Below are 19,653 nucleotides of genomic sequence, written 5' to 3'. Positions count from 1 at the left end.
TGCGCCTGGCACCGGGGAAGGGGTGCCAGGAACTCGAAAGCGGCTGGAGATCTCGCAGTACGTCGGGCGCCGTCACGCCCTACAGACCGCCGGGCAGCACCCCCTCCTCGATGTCGGCGAAGTCGTCTTCGCTCTCCGCGAGGTAGGCCTCCCAGGCCGCCTTGTCCCAGATCTCCACCCGGGTGCTCGCTCCGATCACGACCAGATCCCGGTCCAGTGCCGCGTACGACCGCAGGTGGCCGGGTATGGTGACCCGCCCCTGCCTGTCCGGCACCTCGTCGTGCGCGCTGGCGAAGAAGACCCGGCTGTAGGCCCGGGCCGCCTTGCTCGTCATCGGCTGCGCGCGCAACTGGTCGGCGATCCGCTGGAACTCGGGCATCGGGAAGACGTAGAGGCAGCGCTCCTGCCCTTTGGTGATCACGACACCCCCCGCCAGTTCGTCCCGGAACTTGGCCGGCAGGATCAACCGGCCTTTGTCGTCCAGGCGCGGAGTGTGGGTGCCGAGGAACATCGGCCCAACCCCCTCGCCCTGAGCGGCGTTCGCGGCGCCGCCGACCCCCCGGGCCGGTGTGGCCCTCCCGGCCTCACCATCGCGCCCCACTCTACTCCACTTCCCTCCACCTGCAACCAGAATCGCCCGCGTGGCGTGGCGTTTCCGCGCGCAAAACCGCACGTCAACGCGGGTGGGGCGGAGTGGAGGGGGTGGGGCGCCCCGCGCAGCGTCCGCTACCCGACATCGACCGCCGCCGTCCGGCCCCGCGCGCTCCGCCCGTCCGCCGGGTCGTCCCCGGCCGAACGGTTCGCCGTCGGCGGCGATCTGGCGGAGGCGGCGGTCCGGTAACCTCGCTCGGGTGACGGACGCGAAGATGCCCTTGCGGGCGAAGGTGGCCAGCTCCGTGTCGCGCACCGCCGCGGCGCTGTCGCGGGCCGCGGGCCGTGGCGACGGCTCGGTGATCGGCGGCTGGATCGGCCTCAAGATCGACCCGGACCTGCTCGCCCACCTCTCGGCCGGGCGCGCCATCGCCCTGGTGTCCGGCACCAACGGCAAGACCACCACCACCCGGCTCACCACCGCCGCGGTCGGCGTGCTGGGCCGGGTCGCCACCAACTCCTTCGGCGCGAACATGCCCACCGGCCACACCTCGGCACTGGCCAAGGCCGGCAGCACGCCGTACGCGGTGCTGGAGGTGGACGAGCACTACCTGGCCCAGGTGCTGGAGGCGACCGAGCCGCACGTGGTGGCGCTGCTCAACCTCTCCCGCGACCAGCTCGACCGCGCCAAGGAGGTCGCCATGATGGCGCAGCTCTGGCGCGCCGCCCTGGTCCGGCACCCGCGGATCCGGGTGGTCGCCAACGCCGACGACCCGATGGTGGTGTGGGCCGCCTGCCCGCCGGCCGACCCGGCCCAGGGCCACGTGCCGCCGCACGTCACCTGGTTCAGCGCCGGGCAGCGCTGGCACGACGACTCCTGGGTCTGCCCCGAGTGCGGATTCACCATCCAGCGCTCCGGCGAGCAGTGGTGGTGCACCGGCTGCCCGCTGCGCCGCCCCGAGCCGCACTGGACCGTCGAGGACGACGGTGTGCTCGACCCCACCGGCGCCTGGCACAAGATCCAGCTCCAGCTTCCCGGCAAGGTCAACCTCGGCAACGCGGCCACCGCGCTGGCCGTCGCCGCCGAGTTCGGCGTACGCCCGGTGGACGCGGTGTCCCGCCTCGGCACCGTCACCTCGGTCGCCGGCCGCTACGCCCAGGTGGACCGCGACGGGCGCAACATCCGGCTGCTGCTGGCGAAGAACCCGGCGAGCTGGCTGGAGGCGTTCGACATGGCCGACGTCGCGCCGACACTGCTGTCCATCAACGCCCGCGACCCCGACGGGCTGGACACCTCCTGGCTGTTCGACGTGGACTTCTCCCCGCTGGCCGGCCGGCAGGTGCTGATCACCGGCGACCGGGCGTACGACCTGGCGGTGCGCCTGGAGGTCAACGGGGTGCCGTTCCAGCACGTCCGCAGCTTCGACGAGGCCGTCCGCGCCGTGCCGCCGGGCCGGCTGGAGGTCATCGCCAACTACACCGCCTTCCAGGACATCCGAGCGGAGCTGGACCGTGTCAACTGAGAGCCTGCGCATCGTCTGGATCTATCCCGACCTGCTGTCCACCTACGGCGACCGGGGCAACGCGCTGATCCTGGCCCGCCGGGCCCAGCTGCGCGGAATGCCGGTCGAGGTGCTGGAGGTCCGTTCCGACCAGCGGCTGCCCGCCACCGCCGACATCTACCTGATCGGCGGCGGCGAGGACGGCCCGCAGGCGCTCGGCGCCCAGCGGCTGATCGCCGACGGCGGCCTGCACCGGGCGGTGGCCCAGGGCTCGGTGGTGTTCGGCGTCTGCGCCGGCTACCAACTGCTCGGCACCTCGTTCTTCGCCAAGGGCACCCGGTGTGCCGGCCTGGAGCTGCTCGACCTCTCCTCCGACCGCGGCCCCACCCGGGCCGTCGGCGAACTGGTCGGCGAGGTCGACCCGCGGCTGGGCATCCCGCACCTGTCCGGGTTCGAGAACCACGGCGGCCGCACCCACCTCGGCGCGGGCGTGTCCCCGCTGGCCCGGGTCACCACCGGGGTCGGCAACGACGGGGCCACCGAGGGCGCGTGGCGGGGCAAGCTGCTCGGCACCTACTCGCACGGCCCGGCGCTGGCCCGCAACCCCGACCTGGCCGACCTGCTGCTGCGCTGGGCCACCGGCATCCACCAGCTCCCGCCGCTCGACGACACCTGGGCCGACCGCCTCCGCTCCGAGCGCCGCACCGCGGTGGCCGCCGCCCAGAGGCCGTGACCGGCGCCGCCCGGCCGGGGCGGCGACCGGTGGCCCGCCGGCTCGCCGGGTTGCTGCGGCAGCCCTCGGCGCGCCGGTTCGGGCTGCTCCTGCTACTGCTCGCCGGGTTCGGCGTGACGCTGCTGCTGGTGCCCCGGCCGGACCCGGCCGACCTGCCCCGGCTCGCCGACTCGCTCGGCGGCTACGGCCCGCCCGTGGCGGTGGTCGGCGGCGCGCTGCTGCTGGTGGCGCTGGTGCCGCGGACGTTCGTCACGCTGGCCGCGGGCGCGCTCTTCGGTCCGGTGCAGGGCGCCGCGTACGCGCTCGGCGCGGCGCTGCTCGCGGCGGCCATCGGCTTCACCGTCGGCCGGATGCTCGGCCGCGACTTCGTCGCCGAGCGGGTACGCGGCCGGCTGGCCCGCCTCGACGGCTGGTTCGCCCGGCAGAGCGTCTTCGGCGTGATCACCGTACGGCTGCTGCCGATCGCCGGGTTCGGACTGGTCAGCTACGGCTACGGCACCACCGCCGCCCGGGTCGTGCCGTTCCTGGCCGGCAGCGTGATCGCCTCCGCCCCCACCGCCGTCGGCTACGCGGCGATCGGCGCGGCGGTGACCGCGCCCGGTTCGATCAACTGGTACGCGGCCGCGCCGGCCAGCCTCGGCCTGATCGCCAGCGCGCTGCTCATCCACCGCTGGTGGCGGGCCGAACGGCGACGTCGCGCGCCCTGACCGGCGGCGGGCGCGTCCCTCCATGTGGACGCGCCCACCGGCCGGTCTCAGGCGACGACCGAGACCATCCGGCCCTTCACCACGATCACCTTGCGCGGCTCCTTGCCGCCCAGCGCGCCGGCCACCGCCTCCAGCGCCGCCGTACGGACCACGTCCTCGGCGGCGTCGGCCGGCACCTCGACCCGGCCCCGGACCTTGCCGTTGACCTGCACCGGATAGGTCACCGACTCGGCCACCAGCAGGGCCTCGTCCGCGACCGGGAAGTCCGCGTACGCCAGCGAGGTCTGGTGGCCCAGCTTGCGCCACAGCTCCTCGGCCATGTGCGGGGCGAACGGGGCGACCATCAGCACCAGCGGCTCGGCCACCTCGCGCGGGGTACGCGTCAGCCGGGTCAGGCCGTTGGTCAGCTCGATCAGCTTGGCGATGGCGGTGTTGAACCGGATCCCGTCCATGTCGGAGCGGACCCCGTCGATCGTCTTGTGTAGCAGCCGCCGGGTCGCCTCGTCGGCCGGCTCGTCGGTGACCCGCAGGTCACCGGTCTGCTCGTCGACCACGGTGCGCCAGACCCGCTGCAGGAACCGGTACGCGCCGACCACCGCCCGGGTCTCCCACGGGCGGGACACCTCCAGCGGGCCCATCGACATCTCGTACACCCGGAACGTGTCCGCGCCGTACGCGGCGCACATGTCGTCCGGGGTGACGACGTTCTTCAGCGACTTGCCCATCTTGCCGTACTCGCGCCGGACCTCGGTCTCGCCGTGGAACCAGCGGCCGTCGACCTCGACGACCTCCTCGGCGGGCACGTAGGCGCCGCGCGGGTCGACGAACGCGTACGCCTGGATCATGCCCTGGTTGAACAGGCGGCGGAACGGCTCGAACGACGAGACGTGGCCCAGGTCGTACAGCACCTTGTGCCAGAAGCGCGCGTACAGCAGGTGCAGCACGGCGTGCTCGGCGCCGCCGACGTACAGGTCGGTTCCCCCGCAGTCGCCCGGACGCCGCGGTCCCATCCAGTACGCCTCGTTCGCCGGGTCGGCGAAACGCTGCGAGTCGGTCGGGTCCAGGTAGCGCAGCTCGTACCAGCAGGAGCCGGCCCACTGCGGCATCACGTTCGTCTCGCGGGTGTAGCGCTTGGGCCCGTCACCCAGGTCCAGCTCCACCTCCACCCAGTCGCGCCGCCGCGACAGCGGGGTCTCCGGGTTGCTGCCGGCGTCCTCCGGGTCGAACGTCTTCGGCGAGAAGTCCTCCACCTCGGGCAGCTCGACCGGCAGCATCGACTCGGGCAGCGCGATCGGCGCCCCGGTGGAGTCGTACACGATCGGGAACGGCTCGCCCCAGTAACGCTGCCGGGAGAACAGCCAGTCGCGCAGCCGCCAGGTGACCGCGCCCGCGCCGTGCCCGTTCGCCTCCAGCCACTCGATGATCCGGGCCTTGGCGTCGGCCACACCCAGGCCGTCCAGGTCGATGCCGCGCTCCGGCGCGGCGCTGTTGATCGCCGGGCCGTCACCGGTGTACGCCTTGCCGTCGAAGCCCTCCGGCGGCGCCACGGTCCGCACGATCGGCAGCTCGAAGACCTCGGCGAAGTCCCAGTCCCGCTCGTCCTGCGCGGGCACCGCCATGATCGCGCCGGTGCCGTAGCCGGCCAGCACGTAGTCGGCGATGAAGATCGGGATCTGCCCGCCGGTCGCCGGGTTGGTGGCGTAGGCGCCGACGAAGACGCCGGTCTTCTCCCTGCTGTCCGCCTGCCGCTCCGCGTCCGTCCTGGCCGCGGCGGCCTTCCGGTACGCCTCGACGGCCTCCCGCGGGCCGGCGTGCCCACCGGTCCACGCGTCCCGGGTGCCCTCCGGCCAGGCGGCCGGCGTCAGCACGTCGACCAGCTCGTGCTCGGGCGCCAGCACCATGTAGGTGGCGCCGAAGACGGTGTCCGGCCGGGTCGTGAACACCCGCACCGGGGTCGCGTCGGTCGGGAAGTCGATGTGCGCGCCGGTCGACCGGCCGATCCAGTTGCGCTGCTGCAGCTTGATCGGCTCCGGCCAGTCCAGTGTGTCCAGGTCCTCCAGCAGCCGGTCCCCGTACGCGGTGATCCGCATCATCCACTGCTTCAGGTTGCGCTTGAAGACCGGGAAGTTGCCGCGCTCGGACCGGCCGTCGGCGGTGACCTCCTCGTTGGCCAGCACGGTGCCCAGGCCCGGGCACCAGTTCACCGGCGCCTCGGAGACGTACGCCAGGCGGTGGTCGTCGACGATCGCCCGGCGCTCCCCCACGGACAGCTCGGCCCAACCACGCCCGTCCGGGGTGGCCCGGGTGCCGCCCTCGAACTCGCCGATCAGCTCGGCGATCGGCCGGGCCTTGCGCGCGTCCGCGTCGTACCACGAGTTGAATACCTGCAGGAAGATCCACTGGGTCCAGCGGTAGAAGTCGGTGTCGATGGTCGCCACCGACCGCCGCTCGTCGTGGCCCAGCCCCAACCGGCGCAGCTGCGCCCGGTACCGCTCGATGTTGGCCTCGGTGGTGGTCCGGGGGTGGGTGCCGGTCTGCACCGCGTACTGCTCGGCGGGCAGGCCGAACGCGTCGAAGCCCATCGCGTGCAGCACGTTGCGCCCGGCCATCCGCTGGTAGCGGGCGTAGCAGTCGGTGCCGATGTAGCCCAGCGGGTGGCCGACGTGCAGGCCGGCGCCGGACGGGTACGGGAACATGTCCAGCACGTACAGCTTCTCGGCACCGGCGCGGGGGTGGCCCGGGTCGGCCAGCGGCCCGGCCGGGTTCGGCGCGTGGAAGGTGCCCTCCCGCGCCCAGGTGTCCTGCCAGCGGTGCTCGATCTCGTCGGCCAGGGCGGCGGTGTACCGGAACGGGGGGATGTCGGTCGCCGGTGCGGCTGCCTCACTCATGGCGTCTCCTCGGCGCGGATCGATTCGAAAGAAATGTGGGCGGTCTGCCGCGGGCACAAAAAAACCCCCCGCGCAGGAGGGGCGGCCGTGCTGTCGCGCGTTCAGCGCATCAGCACGGCTCGGTAAGAAGCAGGAAGAACCCGGCCACGCAGGCAGTGTACCTCGCACCCCTCGGCGGGGGCGCGCCCGTTCCGCCCCCGGCGGCCGGTCCCCCGGTCCGGCGAATATTCCGGGCGTAACCGACCGACCACCTGCGGGAGTCGGCAGTAACGACAAACATGGTTAGCCTGAGAGGCCAGTGAGATTACTGCGGCAGACGAGGCTCGGCGTCGCGAACCCAACGGCGGGTCCAGGTGCTCTACGAAGAGCTGCCGTCCAGGCGACGAGGAGGAGGCCCGTGACACAACAGACCTGGGACGAGGTGGGCGGTCTGCTGCCGCACGACGAGTTCCGCGCCGCCAGCGAGGCCATCGTGGCCAACATCGAGCAGGTCATCGAGGGCAAGACCGCCACCGTCCGGCTCGCCCTGGCGGTGCTGCTGGCCGAGGGTCACCTGCTCATCGAGGACGTGCCCGGCGTCGGCAAGACCAAGCTCGCCAAGGCGATGGCCCGGTCCATCGACTGCTCGGTCCGGCGGATCCAGTTCACCCCCGACCTGCTTCCCAGCGACGTCACCGGCGTCAGCGTCTACAACCAGGAGACCCACGACTTCGAGTTCCGCCCCGGTGCGGTCTTCGCCAACCTGGTGGTCGGCGACGAGATCAACCGGGCCTCGCCGAAGACCCAGTCGGCGCTGCTGGAGTGCATGGAGGAGCGGCAGGTCACCGTCGACGGGGTCACCTACCAGTTGCAGACGCCGTTCATGGTGATCGCGACGCAGAACCCGATCGAGATGGAGGGCACCTACCCGCTGCCCGAGGCGCAGCGGGACCGGTTCACCGCCCGCATCGCCATGGGCTACCCCGACCCGCGCGCCGAGCTGGCCATGCTCGACGGGCACGGCGCCACCGACCCGCTGCCGGGGCTGCGGCCGGTCTCCGACGCGGCCACCGTCCGCCGGCTGATCGGTCACGTCCGGCAGGTGCACGTCGCCGACGCCGTCAAGCAGTACGCGATCGACCTGGTCACCGCCACCCGGGAGGCCCCCGACCTGCGGCTCGGCGCGTCCCCCCGGGCCACGCTCCAGCTGCTGCGCACCGCCCGCGCGGTGGCCGCCCTGGAGGGCCGCGACTACGTCCTGCCGGACGACCTCCAGGTGCTCGCGGTGCCGGTGCTGGCGCACCGGATCATCCCGACCGCCGACGCCCAGCTGGCCCGGCGCACCACCGACGCGATCGTCTCCGAGCTGGTGCACCGCCTGCCGCTGCCGCACGACCGGCAGCGGTCGCCGTACGACACCCGGCCCGGCGGCGGCAACAACGGCCGCGGGCCGTACGAGCCGCGGAGGCCGTGACGTGCGTGACGGCCTGCGTGGGCTGACCACCCGCGGCCGCTCCTTCCTGGCGGCCGCGGTGGCCGCGGCGATCTCCGCCGGCATCCTCGGCGAGAAGGACCTGCTCCGGGTGGCGGTCCTGCTCGCCGTGCTGCCGCTGCTGGCCGCCGCGCACGTCGGACGCAGCCGGTACAAGCTGGCCTGCAACCGGTCGCTGGAACCGCACCGGGTGCCGGTCGGCGCCAGCTCCCGGGTGGTGCTCCGGTTGCAGAACCTGTCCCGGCTGCCCACCGGCACGCTACTGCTGGAGGACCGCCTGCCGTACGCGCTGGGCAGCCGGCCCCGGGTGGTGCTGGAACGGCTCGGCGCGCACCAGGCCAGCTCGGTGGCGTACACGGTCCGGGCGGACGTGCGCGGCCGCTACGAGGTGGGGCCGCTGGTGATCCGGCTGACCGACCCGTTCGGCCTGTGCGAGCTGACCCGGTCGTTCCCCAGCACCGACCATCTCACCGTGATCCCGCAGGTCACCCCGCTGCCCTCGGTCCGGCTACCGGGCGAGTACGCCGGCAGCGGCGACAGCCGGGCCCGCTCGGTGGCGGTGCACGGCGAGGACGACGCCGCCACCCGCGAGTACCGGATGGGCGACGACCTGCGCCGGGTGCACTGGAAGTCCACCGCCCGCACCGGTGAGCTGATGGTGCGCCGCGAGGAGCAGCCGTGGGAGAGCCGGGCGACGGTGCTGCTCGACACCCGCGCCGCCGGGCACCGCGGCGAGGGCCCGGCGGCGAGCTTCGAGTGGGCGGTCTCGGCCGCCGCCAGCATCGCCGTGCACCTGCGCCAGGCCGGCTACAAGCTGCGTCTGGTCACCGGCAACGGCGCCGACGTCGGGGCCGCCGAGGCCGGCGGCGAGGGGCTGCTGCTCGACCACCTCGCCGACGTGCACCTCGACCGGCGCGGCGAGATCACCACGCTCGTGCAGCAGGTCCGGCAGCGGGCCGACGGTGGCCTGATCATCGCGCTGTTCGGCACGCTCGGCACCGCCGAGGCGGAGCTGCTGGCCGGTCTGCGCGGCAACGGCGCCACCTGCGTGGCGTTCCTGCTCGACAGCAACACCTGGCTCAACCTGCCGGCGAACGCCCGGACCGAGGCGGAGCGGGCACACGGCGCCGCCGCGCTCGCGCTGCTGCAGAGCGGCTGGCGGGTCATCGGGGTGGAGCACGGCACCAGCCTGCCGGTGCTGTGGCCGCAGGCCGGGCGGGGCTCGCAGGGCTTCGCGCTGCGCGCGGCCATGGCCGAGACGGTGGCCGGCGGACGACGATGACCGGAGGGATGGTCCTGTGACCCCGCACCGCAACATCGGATTCGTCGCCGCGGCGGCGACGCTGCTGGCGGCGGCACCGCTGTCGGCGATCTTCGAACGCTGGACCTGGCTGGTCCAGGCCGCCGTCGTGGTCGCCGTGGTGGCCGGTTCGGCCGCGTTGAGCCGGCTGGGCCGGCTGCCGTTGTGGGGGCAGGTGCTGGCCATGCTGGCCGGGCTGACCCTGGGCCTGACCTGGGTCTTCCCCGGCGGCACCGAACTGCTCGCGTTCGTGCCGACGCCGGCCACGTTCGGCCACTTCGGTGACCTGCTCCAGGCGTCGTTGCAGGACATGCGCTCGTACGGCGTGCAGGTGCCGGACGTCGACTCGCTGCTGTTCCTCGCGGTGCTCGGCATCGGCGCGGTCGCTGTGGTGGTGGACGTGCTCGCGGTCGGGCTGCGCCGGCCGGCGCTGGCCGGCCTTCCGATGCTCGCCATCTACTCGGTCCCGGTCGCGGTGTACGTGGACAGCGTCCCGGCCACCCCGTTCGTGGTGGGCGCCGCCGGTTACCTCTGGCTGCTGGTCACCGACAACGTCGACCGGGTACGCCGGTTCGGCCGCCGGTTCACCGGCGAGGGGCGCGACGTGGACGTCTGGGAGGCGTCCCCGCTGGCAGCGGCCGGACGGCGGCTCGCAGTGGTCGGCGTGATCGTGGCGGTGGCGCTGCCGCTCGCGGTGCCCGGGATGACCGGCGGGCTGCTGAACAACCTCGGTGCCGGGCCCGGCGACGGCAGCGGGCGGCCGGGCCAGGGCGGCAGCTCGGGCCGGGTGGACCTGTTCGCGGCGCTCAGCGGCCAGCTCAACCAGAGCGAGGAGATCGATCTGGTCAAGGTCAGCACCAACGAGACGGCCCCGTTCTACCTGCGCCTGGGCGTGGTCGACGACCTGCGACCCAGTGGCTTCCAGGCACGTGTGCCCACCGGGCGGCCGGTCACCCGCCCGCTGCCCGATCCCGGGGAACGCGCCCCGCGCGGCGTCGACCAGCGGCGCTACCGCGCCTCCGTCGAGGTGACGAAGAACCTGAACATGCCGTTGCTGCCGGTCTACGCCGAGCCGGTCAAGACCGACGACCTCAACGGCAACTGGCTGTACGACACGAACCAGCAGGTCGTTTTCTCCAATCGCGAGAACGCCCTCGGCAAGACCTACTCGTTCGACTACGTCCGGTCCACCTTCAGCCCGGCGGCGCTGCGCGCCGCCCCGTCGCTGCCCTCCGACAGCCTGGTGATGCGGCAGCAGACCGAGCGGCCGTCCGTCCCGGCCGTCGAGGAACTGGTCGCGCAGCTGGTCGAGGGCAAGTCGAACGACTACGACAAGGTCCGGGCCATCTACGACTACTTCTCCGTGGAGAACGGCTTCACCTACGCGCTGTCCACCCGCAACGGCAGCAGCGGGGAGGACATCACCGACTTCCTCGCCACCAAGGTCGGCTACTGCCAGCAGTACGCCGCGGCGATGGCCTGGCTGGTCCGGGCCGCCGGCATCCCGGCCCGGGTCGCAGTCGGGTTCACCAACGGCAGCAAGGCCGACGGCGGCACGTACGTGCTGACCAACCGCAACCTGCACGCCTGGACCGAGGTCAACTTCAGCGGGATCGGCTGGGTGCCGTTCGACGCCACCCCGGCGGCGGCCGTGACGGGGTCGGTCCGCTCGGCCTGGGCGCCGGACATCGACGCCCCAGAGGAGGTCACCCCCTCGGCCGGCAGCACCAGTGCTCCTGACGCGGCCGGCCCGTCGGCCGGGCCGAACGAGGCGGACCGGCTCGACAAGGACACCGACCAGGGCCTGACCCTGGACCAGGGCGGCCCCGCCGAAAGGAGCCCGGTCTGGCCGTGGTGGCTGGCCGGTGCGCTGGCGCTGCTGGCGCTGCTCGCCGTACCGGCCCTGCGCCGCTCCGCCATGCGCCGCCGCCGGCGCGTCCGGGCGGTCACGCCCGCGGCCACCGCACTGCCGGTGCCGAATCAGCGCGGCGAGGCACGGCAGGTGGTGGTCGGCGTGGACGCCGAGGCGGCCCGCGCCGACGCGCACGCCGCCTGGGACGAACTGCTCGACACTCTCGTCGACTTCCACGTCCGGGTGGACCGCACGGAGACCCCACGGGCCACCGCCGAGCGGCTGGCCCGGGAGGCGCTCGCCGAGCGGGGGGACGCCGCGACCGGGGTACGCCTGCTCGGCCGCGCCGAGGAACGAGCCCGCTACGCCCGTGACCCGCTGACCGACGCCGAGCTGCAGCCGGCGCTGCGCACGGTCCGGGGCGCGCTGGCGGCGGGCGCGGACCGCCGTACCCGGCTGGTGGCCGCGCTGCTGCCCCCGTCGGTGTTGCAGCGTTGGCGCACCGGCCTGGCCGAGCGGTCGGCAAGGGTGGTGACCACGACCGGCCAGGTCCGTCAGCGTCTGACCCGCTGGAGCCCTCGCCGCCTCCTGGCCCGCTGACCCCGCCCGCTGACCCCCGCCCGCCCCTCAGCGGTGATCAAGGAGTTTGTGTCCGTTTCCGGCCCCGCTGGAGACACAAACCCCTTGGTCACCGCTTCTGGTCCCGGTGTGCGCGAGATATTGGTGCGAAATGGCCCCCCAGAGGGCGTTTCCGTACCAAGACGGAGAGGGCTGGGCACACCCGTCCCGGCGATCTTGCAGTTCGTGCCCGGGCGAAAGCGACATCCGGGGCGCCACTCGGGCCGAAAGTGCAAGATCGCGCGTGAGGGTCGGGGCCGGTGAGCGATGAGGCGCTCGACCAGGCGGACCGGGGAGGACGCGTGGGGACGGGAGACGGACCGCGGCGGCGCGCCGAGCGGCGGGAAGGTGCGATCGATCGCGGGCACGACCGACCGCGCCCCCTCACCCGCGCTGCCACGACGAAAGGCGGCACGTCGCCCCGGCGGCGCTCACCGAGGTGCCACGGAGGCGCGCCGGTTTCCGCCCCGGGTCAGGGGCGGGACGCGGTCAGCGGTGACCCTCCGGGCGCTGCCGCCAGCGGTCCTCCATCCGGTCGAGGAAGGAGCCCCGGCGACCACCACCACTGCGGCCACGGGGACGACGCCGGCTCGTTGTGCCGCCGACCACGTGCAGGTCGGGCGACTGGGATCGGCGGTGCGACTGCACCGCGTAGCCCAACGAGGCCAGCATGACGACGAAACCCGCCACCGACAGCAGTGGAGTCGTAATCACCACGCCATAGACCAACAGGGCCAGACCAGCGACGACCACGCCGGCAGCGACGAGCACGCGACGCCGCGCGTGGAAACGCGGGTCGCTGGCGCGCACGGCCGAGGCGAACTTGGGGTCCTCGGCAAGCGACCGCTCGATCTGCTCGAACAGCCGCTGCTCGTGCTCCGAGAGCGGCACGGCACTCCTCCCCGGTCACGTTGGTCGGCCCGGGCGGGCCGACAGACCGTGGCAGCCAACCGGCTGCTTACCCGCAAGTCTACGAGGGCCCCCGCGCGTCGGAAAGCGGGACGACCTATGGCCGGGTCGGTTTTTCGACTTGTCGTGTATCACGACGGCCGAGAAGACTGGCCGGACCTATGACGGACCGCCCGAATCGGGCAGCCGCCGCGTCGGCCGCCGCCTCCGCCTCCCGCCAGCCTCGCTCGGGCGCGCCCAGGGTGAGCTGCTGCGGAGTCTCCCCCGCGGGAGCGAGACCTTCCATCCGGACACCGACCAGCCGAACCGGCTCGCCGGGGGCGAGCGCGCCCCACAGCGCCCAGGCCGTGCCGAACATCTCCCGGGCGGTGTCGGTGGGCACAGCGAGCGTGCGGGAGCGGCTGATCGTCCGGAAGTCGGCGAAGCGGACCTTGAGCGACACGGTACGGCCCATCTGTCCGGCCGCCCGCAGCCGAGCGCCGGCCTTGTCGGCGAGCGCGAGCAGGGACCGCCGGATCTCGTCCGGGTCGCTCACGTCGGTGTCGAACGTGACCTCCGCGCCGATCGACTTCTCCACCTGCTCGGGCGTGACCCCGCGCGGGTCACGCCCCCAGGCCAGCTCGTGCAGGTGGGCGGCCGACGCCTCACCCACCGCCCGGCGCAGCAGGCCGGTCGGCGCCTCGGCGAGGTCGCGCACGGTACGCAGGCCGAGGCGGCGCAGCGCGTCCGCGGAACGCTCCCCCACACCCCACAGGGCGGACACCGGCAGCGGGTGCAGGAAGTCGAGCACCCGGGCGGCCGGAACCACGAGCAGGCCGTCGGGTTTGGCCCGGGTGGAGCCGAGCTTGGCCACGAACTTGCTCGGCCCCACGCCCACGGAACAGGTCAGCTGCTGTTCCCCGGCGACCCGGCGGCGGATCAGCGCGGCGATGTCGGCGGGCCGGCCGAACAGCCGGCGGGCACCCGCCACGTCGAGGAACGCCTCGTCCAGGGAGAGCGGCTCGACCAGCGGGGTGACGTCCCGGAAGATCCGCATGACGGCCCGGGACGCCTCCGTGTAGGCGCTGAAGTCGGGCGGGAGGTAGACCGCGCCGGGGCACAGCGCGCGGGCGCGGGCGGTGGGCATCGCGCTGCGGACGCCGTACCGCCGGGCCTCGTAGCTGGCGGAGCTGACTACGCCGCGCGGGCCGACGCCGCCCACCACCACCGGCCGGCCGCGCAGCTCGGGACGGCGGCGCACCTCCACCGACGCGTAGAACGCGTCCATGTCGACGTGCAGGATGGTGCAGCCGGTGTCGTCGGCGTCCGGCCCGAAGCGCGGGTCACCGCCTCGGGGCAACGACTGGCTACGGCCCATGACAGCAGGCTAGCCCGCCGGTCCGACAACCCGGCCCGGCACCGCCATCATCGGCCCGGCACCGGACGAGGCCCGGAAACCGGCGGCGCAGAGGCACTGACGAACCGGGGTCAGCCGCGGACCACCAGCAGCGGGACTGCCATCTCGGCGGCGGTGTCCGCACCGTGGTACGCCACCAGCCGCGACGCCATCGGCGGCTCGGAACGGGTGGCGACCACCGCGTACGTGTCCCGGCAGACCACCACCACGTCACCGATCCGGGTCAGGTGCGCCTCGGGCACCGGCCCGAACCAGCCGGTCGCCACCGCCTCGGCCCGGGTCAGCACGTGCGCGGCCGGGCCCAGCACCTCGGTCCAGGCGGCCGTCACGTCGGCCTCGGCGCCCGGCTCGGCGTGCAGGTAGCGGACCCGGGGCTCGCCGGCGACCACCCGCACCCCGGCCCGCAGGCGGGGGTCGGCGTCCAGGTCGATCCGGTGTCCGGCGGGCACGTCGAGCTGGCCGTGGTCGGCGGTCACCAGCAGCGCGGCGTCCGGCGGCAGCCCGTCGACGAGCCGGGCCAGCAGCGCGTCCACATCGGCGGCGGCGGCCCGCCACGGCGCGGAGTCCACGCCGCTGAGATGCCCGTGCCGGTCCAGGTCGGGGTGGTAGCCGGAGACGAGTACGGGTCCGTCCCCGGCGGCGAGCGCCGCCAGCATCCGGGCGGCGAGCGCGTCGACGCCGGCCGCGCCCCGGTAGTCGCCGCCCCGGTTGGCGGCGAGCGTCAGGCCGCTGCCGGCGAACTCGGGGCGGCTGACCACCGTCACCGCGACCCCGGCGGCGCGCGCCCGCTGGTACCAGGTGGGCACCGGCTGCCAGCTCGCCGGGTCCGGGTCGCCGGCCCAGTCGACGTGGTTGAGCACCCGGTCGGTGCCGGGCACCCGGACGGTGAAGCCGAGCACGCCGTGCGCGCCGGGCGGGGTGCCGGTGCCGAGGCTGACCAGGCTGGTCGGGGTGGTGGACGGGAAGCCGGTGGTGAGCGACCGGCCGACGGTGGCGGCCAGGCCGGCGAGCGTCGGGGCGTACGGGGCGGCGGTGGGGATCTGGTACCAGCCGAGGCCGTCGACGAGCAGCACCGCGATCCGGCGTACCCCGGCCAGGCGCGGGGCCAGGCCGAGCCGGTCGGCCGCGCCCGGTACGCCGAGCAGCGCCAGCGCGCTCGGCAGCACGTCGGCCAGGCCACCGCCCTCGTAGCGGGGCGCCACCCGGTCCAGCGGACCGGGAGCCCGGCCGGGAATCGGATCGGGAGCCGGGCCGGTCATGCCGGACGGCGGGCGAACAGGTGCAGCTGGGCGGCGAGATCGCGGTACGGGGACCGGGCCGCGAGGGCGCGCTCCAGCTCCACCAGGGCGGCCTGCTGTCCGTCCGCCACCGCGGCCGGGAGCAGGTCGGCGAGCACCCGTACCCCGTGGGTCTCCTCCACGACGAGGCCGGCGGCGGCGAGCAGCGTGCTCGCGTCGGCGGCGTCGTAGCGGCGACGCAGCGTGTCCCGGCCGCCGGTGGTCCCGTGCGGGTCGGCGGCGAGCGCGGCGGCGGCGTCCAGTTGCCCGTTCATCGCCCGGCCGAACACGGCGGCGGCCCGGCCGGCGACCAGCACGCTCGCCGCGCCACCCGGGCACAACGCGGTGACCAGCGCGGACATCACCGGCTCCGGGTCGTCGACCACCTCGAGGACGGAGTGGCACAGCACCAGGTCCACGGTGGCCGGCTCGACCAGTCCGGTGAGCGCGTCGGCGTCGCCCTGCGCCGCGCGTACCCGATCGGCGACCCCGGCCTCGGCGGCCCGGCGGGTCAGCGCGGCGAGCGCGTCGGGGCTGGCGTCGACCACTGTGACCCGGTGACCGGCCTCGGCGAGCGGGACGGCGAAGCCGCCGGTCCCGCCGCCGACGTCGAGCACGGAGAGTCGTTCGCCGGCCCGCCGGTCCAGCTCGGCCCGGAGCACCGACCAGATGACGGCGGTGCGGGGGGTGAGGGTTCGGATCTGCTCCACGCGCCGAGCCTAGTCACCCCCCGGCCCGGGTTCAGGACTCGCCGCCGCCAGCGGGGTCGTCCTCGGCGCGGGAGCGCTGGTTGTTCGCCACCGGGCCGTCGGTCACCTGGTATTCCCGCAGCTCGGCCCCGTGGGTGGGAGCCCAGTCGGCACCGAGGCGGGTGCGGCGGACGTTTGCCACGCCGCCGCCGGCGGCGTACGTGCGGTGAAAGGTCATCGTTCATCCCCCATACCCCGGGTGGGCCACTCTGCCCACCCGCGTCGGGAGTCTCCCGCCTCCGGCCCGCGGAAACCGTAATGTGAATCACTCCATCAACGGAAATCCCTGGATGCCGGGGTGACGGGGGGCTCGATCGCGTCCAGCCGGTCCGCGGTGAGGTTCGTGACGCCCTCGTGCCGCTGCAGCCGGCCCCGCACCACGAGTGCTCCACTGGTGCGGGCGATCCGACGGTATCTCTGCCACAGCCCCGGGGAGCAGGTGACATTGAGCATCCCGGTCTCGTCCTCCAGGTTGAGGAACGTGACGCCGCCGGCGGTCGCCGGGCGCTGCCGGTGGGTGACGATCCCGCCGACCCGGATCCGCTGCCCGGGCGGCACCCGGCCGAGCCGGGCGATCGGCACCGCGCCCAGTTCGTCGAGCCGGTCCCGGATGAACCGGGCCGGGTGGCTCTCCGGGGACAGGCCGGTGGCCCAGACGTCGGCGACCAGGCGGTCCACCGCGGCCATGCCGGGCAGGGTGGGCGGGTCCGCGCCGGTCACCGTGCCCGGCAGCCGGCCCGGCCGGTCCTGGGCCGCCGCGCCGGCGGCCCAGAGGGCCTGCCGCCGGGTCAGCCCGAAACAGGCGAACGCGTCGGCGGTGGCCAGCGCCTCCAGCTGCGCGGCGGTGAGACCGACGCGGCGGGCCAGGTCCGGCATGTCCCGGTACGGCCCGTGCGCCGCGCGTTCCGCCTCGATCCGCTCGGCCACGTCGTCGCCGAGGGTACGGACGCTGCCCAGCCCGAGCCGTACCGCCGGGCCACCCAGCCCCCAGGCGTGCGGCGGCTCGCCCGGCACGCTGCCCCACCGGGTCTGCGGGGTCGACTCCAGCACCGCCCTGGCGCCGCTGGCGTTGATGTCCGGCCGGCGCACCTCGACGCCGTGCCGGCGGGCGTCGTCGGCGAGCGTCTGCGGCGAGTAGAAGCCCATCGGCTGGGCGTTGAGCAGCGCGGCCAGGAACGGGCCGGGGTGGTAGCGCTTGAGCCACGAGCTGGCGTACACCAGGTAGGCGAAGCTCATCGCGTGGCTCTCCGGGAAGCCGTAGCTGGCGAACGCGGTGAGTTTGCGGTAGACGTCGTCGGCCAGTTCGCCGCTGATGCCCCGCTCGGCCATCCCGGCGTAGAGCCGGTCGGCGATCTGCGCCATCCGCTCCACCGACCGCTTCGCCCCCATGGCCCGGCGCAGCTGGTCGGCGCCGGCCGCGTCGAACCCGGCCAGGTCGATGGCGAGCTGCATGAGCTGCTCCTGGAACAGCGGCACGCCGAGCGTCTTCTCCAGCGCGTTGCGCATCAGCGGGTGCGCGTACGTGACCGGCTCCTGGCCGTTCTTACGCCTGATGTACGGGTGCACCGAGCCGCCCTGGATCGGGCCGGGCCGGATCAGCGCCACCTCCACCACCAGGTCGTAGAACTCGCGCGGCTTGAGCCGGGGCAGCGTGGCCATCTGGGCGCGGCTCTCCACCTGGAACACGCCCACCGAGTCGGCCCGGCAGAGCATGTCGTAGACCTCGGGGTCGTCCAGGTCCATGTCGCCCAGGTCGAGGCTGGACCCGATCAGGTCGTAGCCGTAGTGCAGCGCCGACAGCATGCCGAGGCCGAGCAGGTCGAACTTGACCAGGCCGACGGCCGCGCAGTCGTCCTTGTCCCACTGGAGCACGCTGCGGCCGGGCATCCGGCCCCACTCCACCGGGCACACCTCGATCACCGGCCGGTCGCAGATCACCATCCCGCCGGAGTGGATGCCCAGGTGCCGGGGGAACCCCGCCCGCCTCCCCGAGCCGCCGGCCAGCTCGTTGGCGTACGCGACCACCTGCTCCGGGATGTCCGCCACGTCGACCGCGGCGACGGAGCCCCACCTGTCGATCTGCTTGCTCCAGGCGTCCTGCTGGCCGGGTGAGAAACCGAACGCCTTGGCCACGTCCCGCACCGCCGACCGGGGCCGGTACGAGATGACGTTGGCGACCTGGGCGGTGTGCTCCCGGCCGTAGCGTGCGTAGACGTGCTGGATCACCTCCTCCCGGCGGTCGGACTCGATGTCCACGTCGATGTCGGGTGGCCCGTCGCGCTCCGGGGCGAGGAACCGCTCGAACAGCAGCCGGTGCCGGACCGCGTCCACGTTGGTGATGCGCAGCGCGTAGCAGACCGCCGAGTTGGCCGCCGAGCCCCGGCCCTGGCAGTAGATGTCCTGCGCGCGGCAGAACGCGACGATGTCGTAGACCACCAGGAAGTAGCCGGGGAAACCGAGGTCTTCGATCATCCGCAGTTCGTGTTCCAGCTGCGCGTACGCCTCCGGGTGCGCCTCGGGCGGGCCGTAGCGCTCCCGGGCGCCGTCCATGGTCAGCCGGCGCAGCCAGCTCATCTCGGTGTGCCCGGGCGGCACCGGGTACGCCGGCAGCTTCGGCGCCACGAGCTGAAGGTCGAAGGCGAGTTCCGCGCCGTACTCGGCGGCCCGCGCCACCGCCCCCGGGTACGCGGCGAACCGCGCCGCCATCTCCGCGCCGCTGCGCAGGTGGGCGGTGGCCGCGGCGGGCAGCCAGCCGTCGATCTCGTCGAGGCTGCGCCGGGCCCGGACCGCGGCGACGGTGGTGGCCAGCCGCCGCCGCCCCGGGGTGGCGTAGTGCACGTTGTTCGTGGCCACCGTGGGCAGTCCGGCCGCGACGGCCAGCTCGGCGAGCGCGTCGTTGCGGTCGGCGTCGACCGGGTGGCCGTGGTCGGTCAGCTCCACCGCCACCGTCTCCGCGCCGAACAGCGCGGTGAGCCGGTCCAGTTCCCGGGCCGCCGCGTCGACGCCCTCGGTGAGCAGCGCCGCCGGCACGTGCCCCTTGCGGCAGCCGGTGAGCACCAGCACGTGGTCGCGCAGCTCCGCCGCGATCTCCTCCAGCTCGCCGTAGAGCGGGCGGCCCTTCTCCCCGCCGCGCAGCTGGGCGCGGGAGATGCTGGCGGCCAGGCGCGCGTACCCCTCGTGGCCGTGCGCGAGCACCAGCAGGTGCCGGCCGAGCGGGTCGGGTTCGCCGTTCTGCGGGCCGGGCAGCCCGAGGGACAGCTCCGCGCCGAAGATCGTCGGCAGCCGCAGCGCGCGGGCCGCCTCGGCGAAGCGCACCACGCCATAGAAGCCGTCGTGGTCGGTGACGGCGAGCGCGGTCAGCCCGAGCCGGGCCGCCTCCTCGGCCAGTTCCTCCGGGTGGCTGGCCCCGTCGAGGAAGCTGAAGTTGGAGTGCGCGTGCAACTCCGCGTACGGCACCACGCCGTCCGGGCGGGCCAGTTCCGGCGGCCGGTATTCCTGGCGTTTGCGGCTCCAGGCCGGTGAGTCGCCCCCGTCGGCGTCGACCGCGAGCGGGTCGACCACGTGCAGGTGCCGTTCGTCCTTGGCCCGCCCGGAGAGCACCTGCTCCAGCTTCGACCACGGCATCTTCGGGTTGTGGAAGCTCACCGGCGCCTCCCCCGG

14 protein-coding genes are annotated in these 19,653 nt (G+C 74.1%); 6 read left to right on the top strand and 8 right to left on the bottom strand.

Annotated features, from left to right (window positions below; genetic code table 11):
* Positions 1–79: 79 nt before the first annotated feature.
* Positions 80–511: a division/cell wall cluster transcriptional repressor MraZ gene (gene mraZ / locus GA0070215_RS12100; protein WP_026267847.1), complete on the bottom strand. Its 432-nt coding sequence runs from the start codon at positions 509–511 to the stop codon at positions 80–82.
* A 355-nt stretch (positions 512–866) separates the two neighbouring features.
* On the opposite strand from mraZ, the gene GA0070215_RS12095 reads away from it, so the two are divergent.
* Genes GA0070215_RS12095 through GA0070215_RS12085 form a run of 3 tightly spaced genes read left to right on the top strand, consistent with a single transcriptional unit; the run spans position 867 to position 3,533 of the window.
* Positions 867–2,114: a MurT ligase domain-containing protein gene (locus tag GA0070215_RS12095; RefSeq protein WP_026267848.1), complete on the top strand. Its 1,248-nt coding sequence runs from the start codon at positions 867–869 to the stop codon at positions 2,112–2,114.
* Complete coding sequence (locus GA0070215_RS12090) at positions 2,104–2,826, top strand: type 1 glutamine amidotransferase (RefSeq protein WP_018785269.1); 723 nt, start codon at positions 2,104–2,106, stop codon at positions 2,824–2,826. The genes GA0070215_RS12095 and GA0070215_RS12090 overlap by 11 nt, the downstream gene beginning before the upstream one ends.
* 29 nt (positions 2,827–2,855) lie before the next feature.
* Positions 2,856–3,533 carry a TVP38/TMEM64 family protein gene (locus tag GA0070215_RS12085; RefSeq protein ID WP_377468960.1) on the top strand — a complete coding sequence of 226 codons (678 nt, stop codon included), beginning with the start codon at positions 2,856–2,858 and terminating at the stop codon, positions 3,531–3,533.
* Positions 3,534–3,580: 47 nt separating this feature from the next.
* On the opposite strand, the gene leuS is transcribed toward GA0070215_RS12085, so the two are convergent.
* Positions 3,581–6,421: a leucine--tRNA ligase gene (gene leuS / locus GA0070215_RS12080; RefSeq protein WP_091045294.1), complete on the bottom strand. Its 2,841-nt coding sequence runs from the start codon at positions 6,419–6,421 to the stop codon at positions 3,581–3,583.
* Between the two features lie 397 nt (positions 6,422–6,818).
* Here leuS and GA0070215_RS12075 point away from each other — a divergent pair, with 397 nt between their 5' ends.
* From GA0070215_RS12075 to GA0070215_RS12065, 3 genes are read left to right on the top strand one after another with little or no spacing between them, the layout of a single operon-like run.
* Entirely contained in the window at positions 6,819–7,874 is a 1,056-nt protein-coding gene (locus tag GA0070215_RS12075) for an AAA family ATPase (RefSeq protein WP_013287615.1), read from the top strand.
* A gap of 1 nt (position 7,875) precedes the next feature.
* Positions 7,876–9,174, top strand: coding sequence for a DUF58 domain-containing protein (locus GA0070215_RS12070; protein ID WP_091045290.1), 1,299 nt, complete (start codon positions 7,876–7,878; stop codon positions 9,172–9,174).
* Positions 9,175–9,190: 16 nt separating this feature from the next.
* Positions 9,191–11,644 (top strand): transglutaminase TgpA family protein, encoded by a 2,454-nt coding sequence (locus GA0070215_RS12065; protein WP_091045287.1) that lies wholly within the window; start codon positions 9,191–9,193, stop codon positions 11,642–11,644.
* A gap of 507 nt (positions 11,645–12,151) precedes the next feature.
* On the opposite strand, the gene GA0070215_RS12060 is transcribed toward GA0070215_RS12065, so the two are convergent.
* The 6 genes from GA0070215_RS12060 to GA0070215_RS12035 form a co-directional block, all read right to left on the bottom strand.
* The gene (locus GA0070215_RS12060) at positions 12,152–12,553 is read right to left on the bottom strand and encodes a DUF3040 domain-containing protein (protein ID WP_018785274.1); all 402 of its coding nucleotides are present in this window, start codon (positions 12,551–12,553) and stop codon (positions 12,152–12,154) included.
* Between the two features lie 115 nt (positions 12,554–12,668).
* Positions 12,669–13,928 carry a DNA polymerase IV gene (locus tag GA0070215_RS12055; protein ID WP_091045284.1) on the bottom strand — a complete coding sequence of 420 codons (1,260 nt, stop codon included), beginning with the start codon at positions 13,926–13,928 and terminating at the stop codon, positions 12,669–12,671.
* A 110-nt stretch (positions 13,929–14,038) separates the two neighbouring features.
* Entirely contained in the window at positions 14,039–15,226 is a 1,188-nt protein-coding gene (locus tag GA0070215_RS12050) for an alkaline phosphatase family protein (RefSeq protein WP_091045281.1), read from the bottom strand.
* Positions 15,223–15,954: a methyltransferase gene (locus GA0070215_RS12045; protein ID WP_018785277.1), complete on the bottom strand. Its 732-nt coding sequence runs from the start codon at positions 15,952–15,954 to the stop codon at positions 15,223–15,225. Before GA0070215_RS12045 ends, GA0070215_RS12050 begins: the two co-directional genes overlap by 4 nt.
* Before the next feature lie 31 nt (positions 15,955–15,985).
* The gene (locus GA0070215_RS12040) at positions 15,986–16,171 is read right to left on the bottom strand and encodes a hypothetical protein (RefSeq protein WP_018785278.1); all 186 of its coding nucleotides are present in this window, start codon (positions 16,169–16,171) and stop codon (positions 15,986–15,988) included.
* 95 nt (positions 16,172–16,266) lie between these two features.
* A complete protein-coding gene (locus tag GA0070215_RS12035; RefSeq protein WP_091045278.1) occupies positions 16,267–19,638 on the bottom strand; it encodes an error-prone DNA polymerase in 3,372 nt (1,123 codons plus the stop codon).
* Positions 19,639–19,653 lie beyond the last annotated feature (15 nt).

Origin of the sequence: Micromonospora marina (assembly GCF_900091565.1) — a bacterium.
GTDB classification, from domain to species: domain Bacteria; phylum Actinomycetota; class Actinomycetes; order Mycobacteriales; family Micromonosporaceae; genus Micromonospora; species Micromonospora marina.
This window is presented reverse-complemented; position numbering and strand designations above follow the sequence as displayed.

Bases quoted from the DNA above. Each gene is read 5' to 3' on its own strand.
- leuS (WP_091045294.1), bottom strand. From the start codon at position 6,421: ATGAGTGAGGCAGCCGCACCGGCGACCGACATCCCCCCGTTCCGGTAC.
- GA0070215_RS12050 (WP_091045281.1), bottom strand. From the start codon at position 15,226: ATGACCGGCCCGGCTCCCGATCCGATTCCCGGCCGGGCTCCCGGTCCG.
- GA0070215_RS12055 (WP_091045284.1), bottom strand. From the start codon at position 13,928: ATGGGCCGTAGCCAGTCGTTGCCCCGAGGCGGTGACCCGCGCTTCGGG.
- GA0070215_RS12040 (WP_018785278.1), bottom strand. From the start codon at position 16,171: ATGACCTTTCACCGCACGTACGCCGCCGGCGGCGGCGTGGCAAACGTC.
- GA0070215_RS12095 (WP_026267848.1), top strand. From the start codon at position 867: ATGCCCTTGCGGGCGAAGGTGGCCAGCTCCGTGTCGCGCACCGCCGCG.
- mraZ (WP_026267847.1), bottom strand. From the start codon at position 511: ATGTTCCTCGGCACCCACACTCCGCGCCTGGACGACAAAGGCCGGTTG.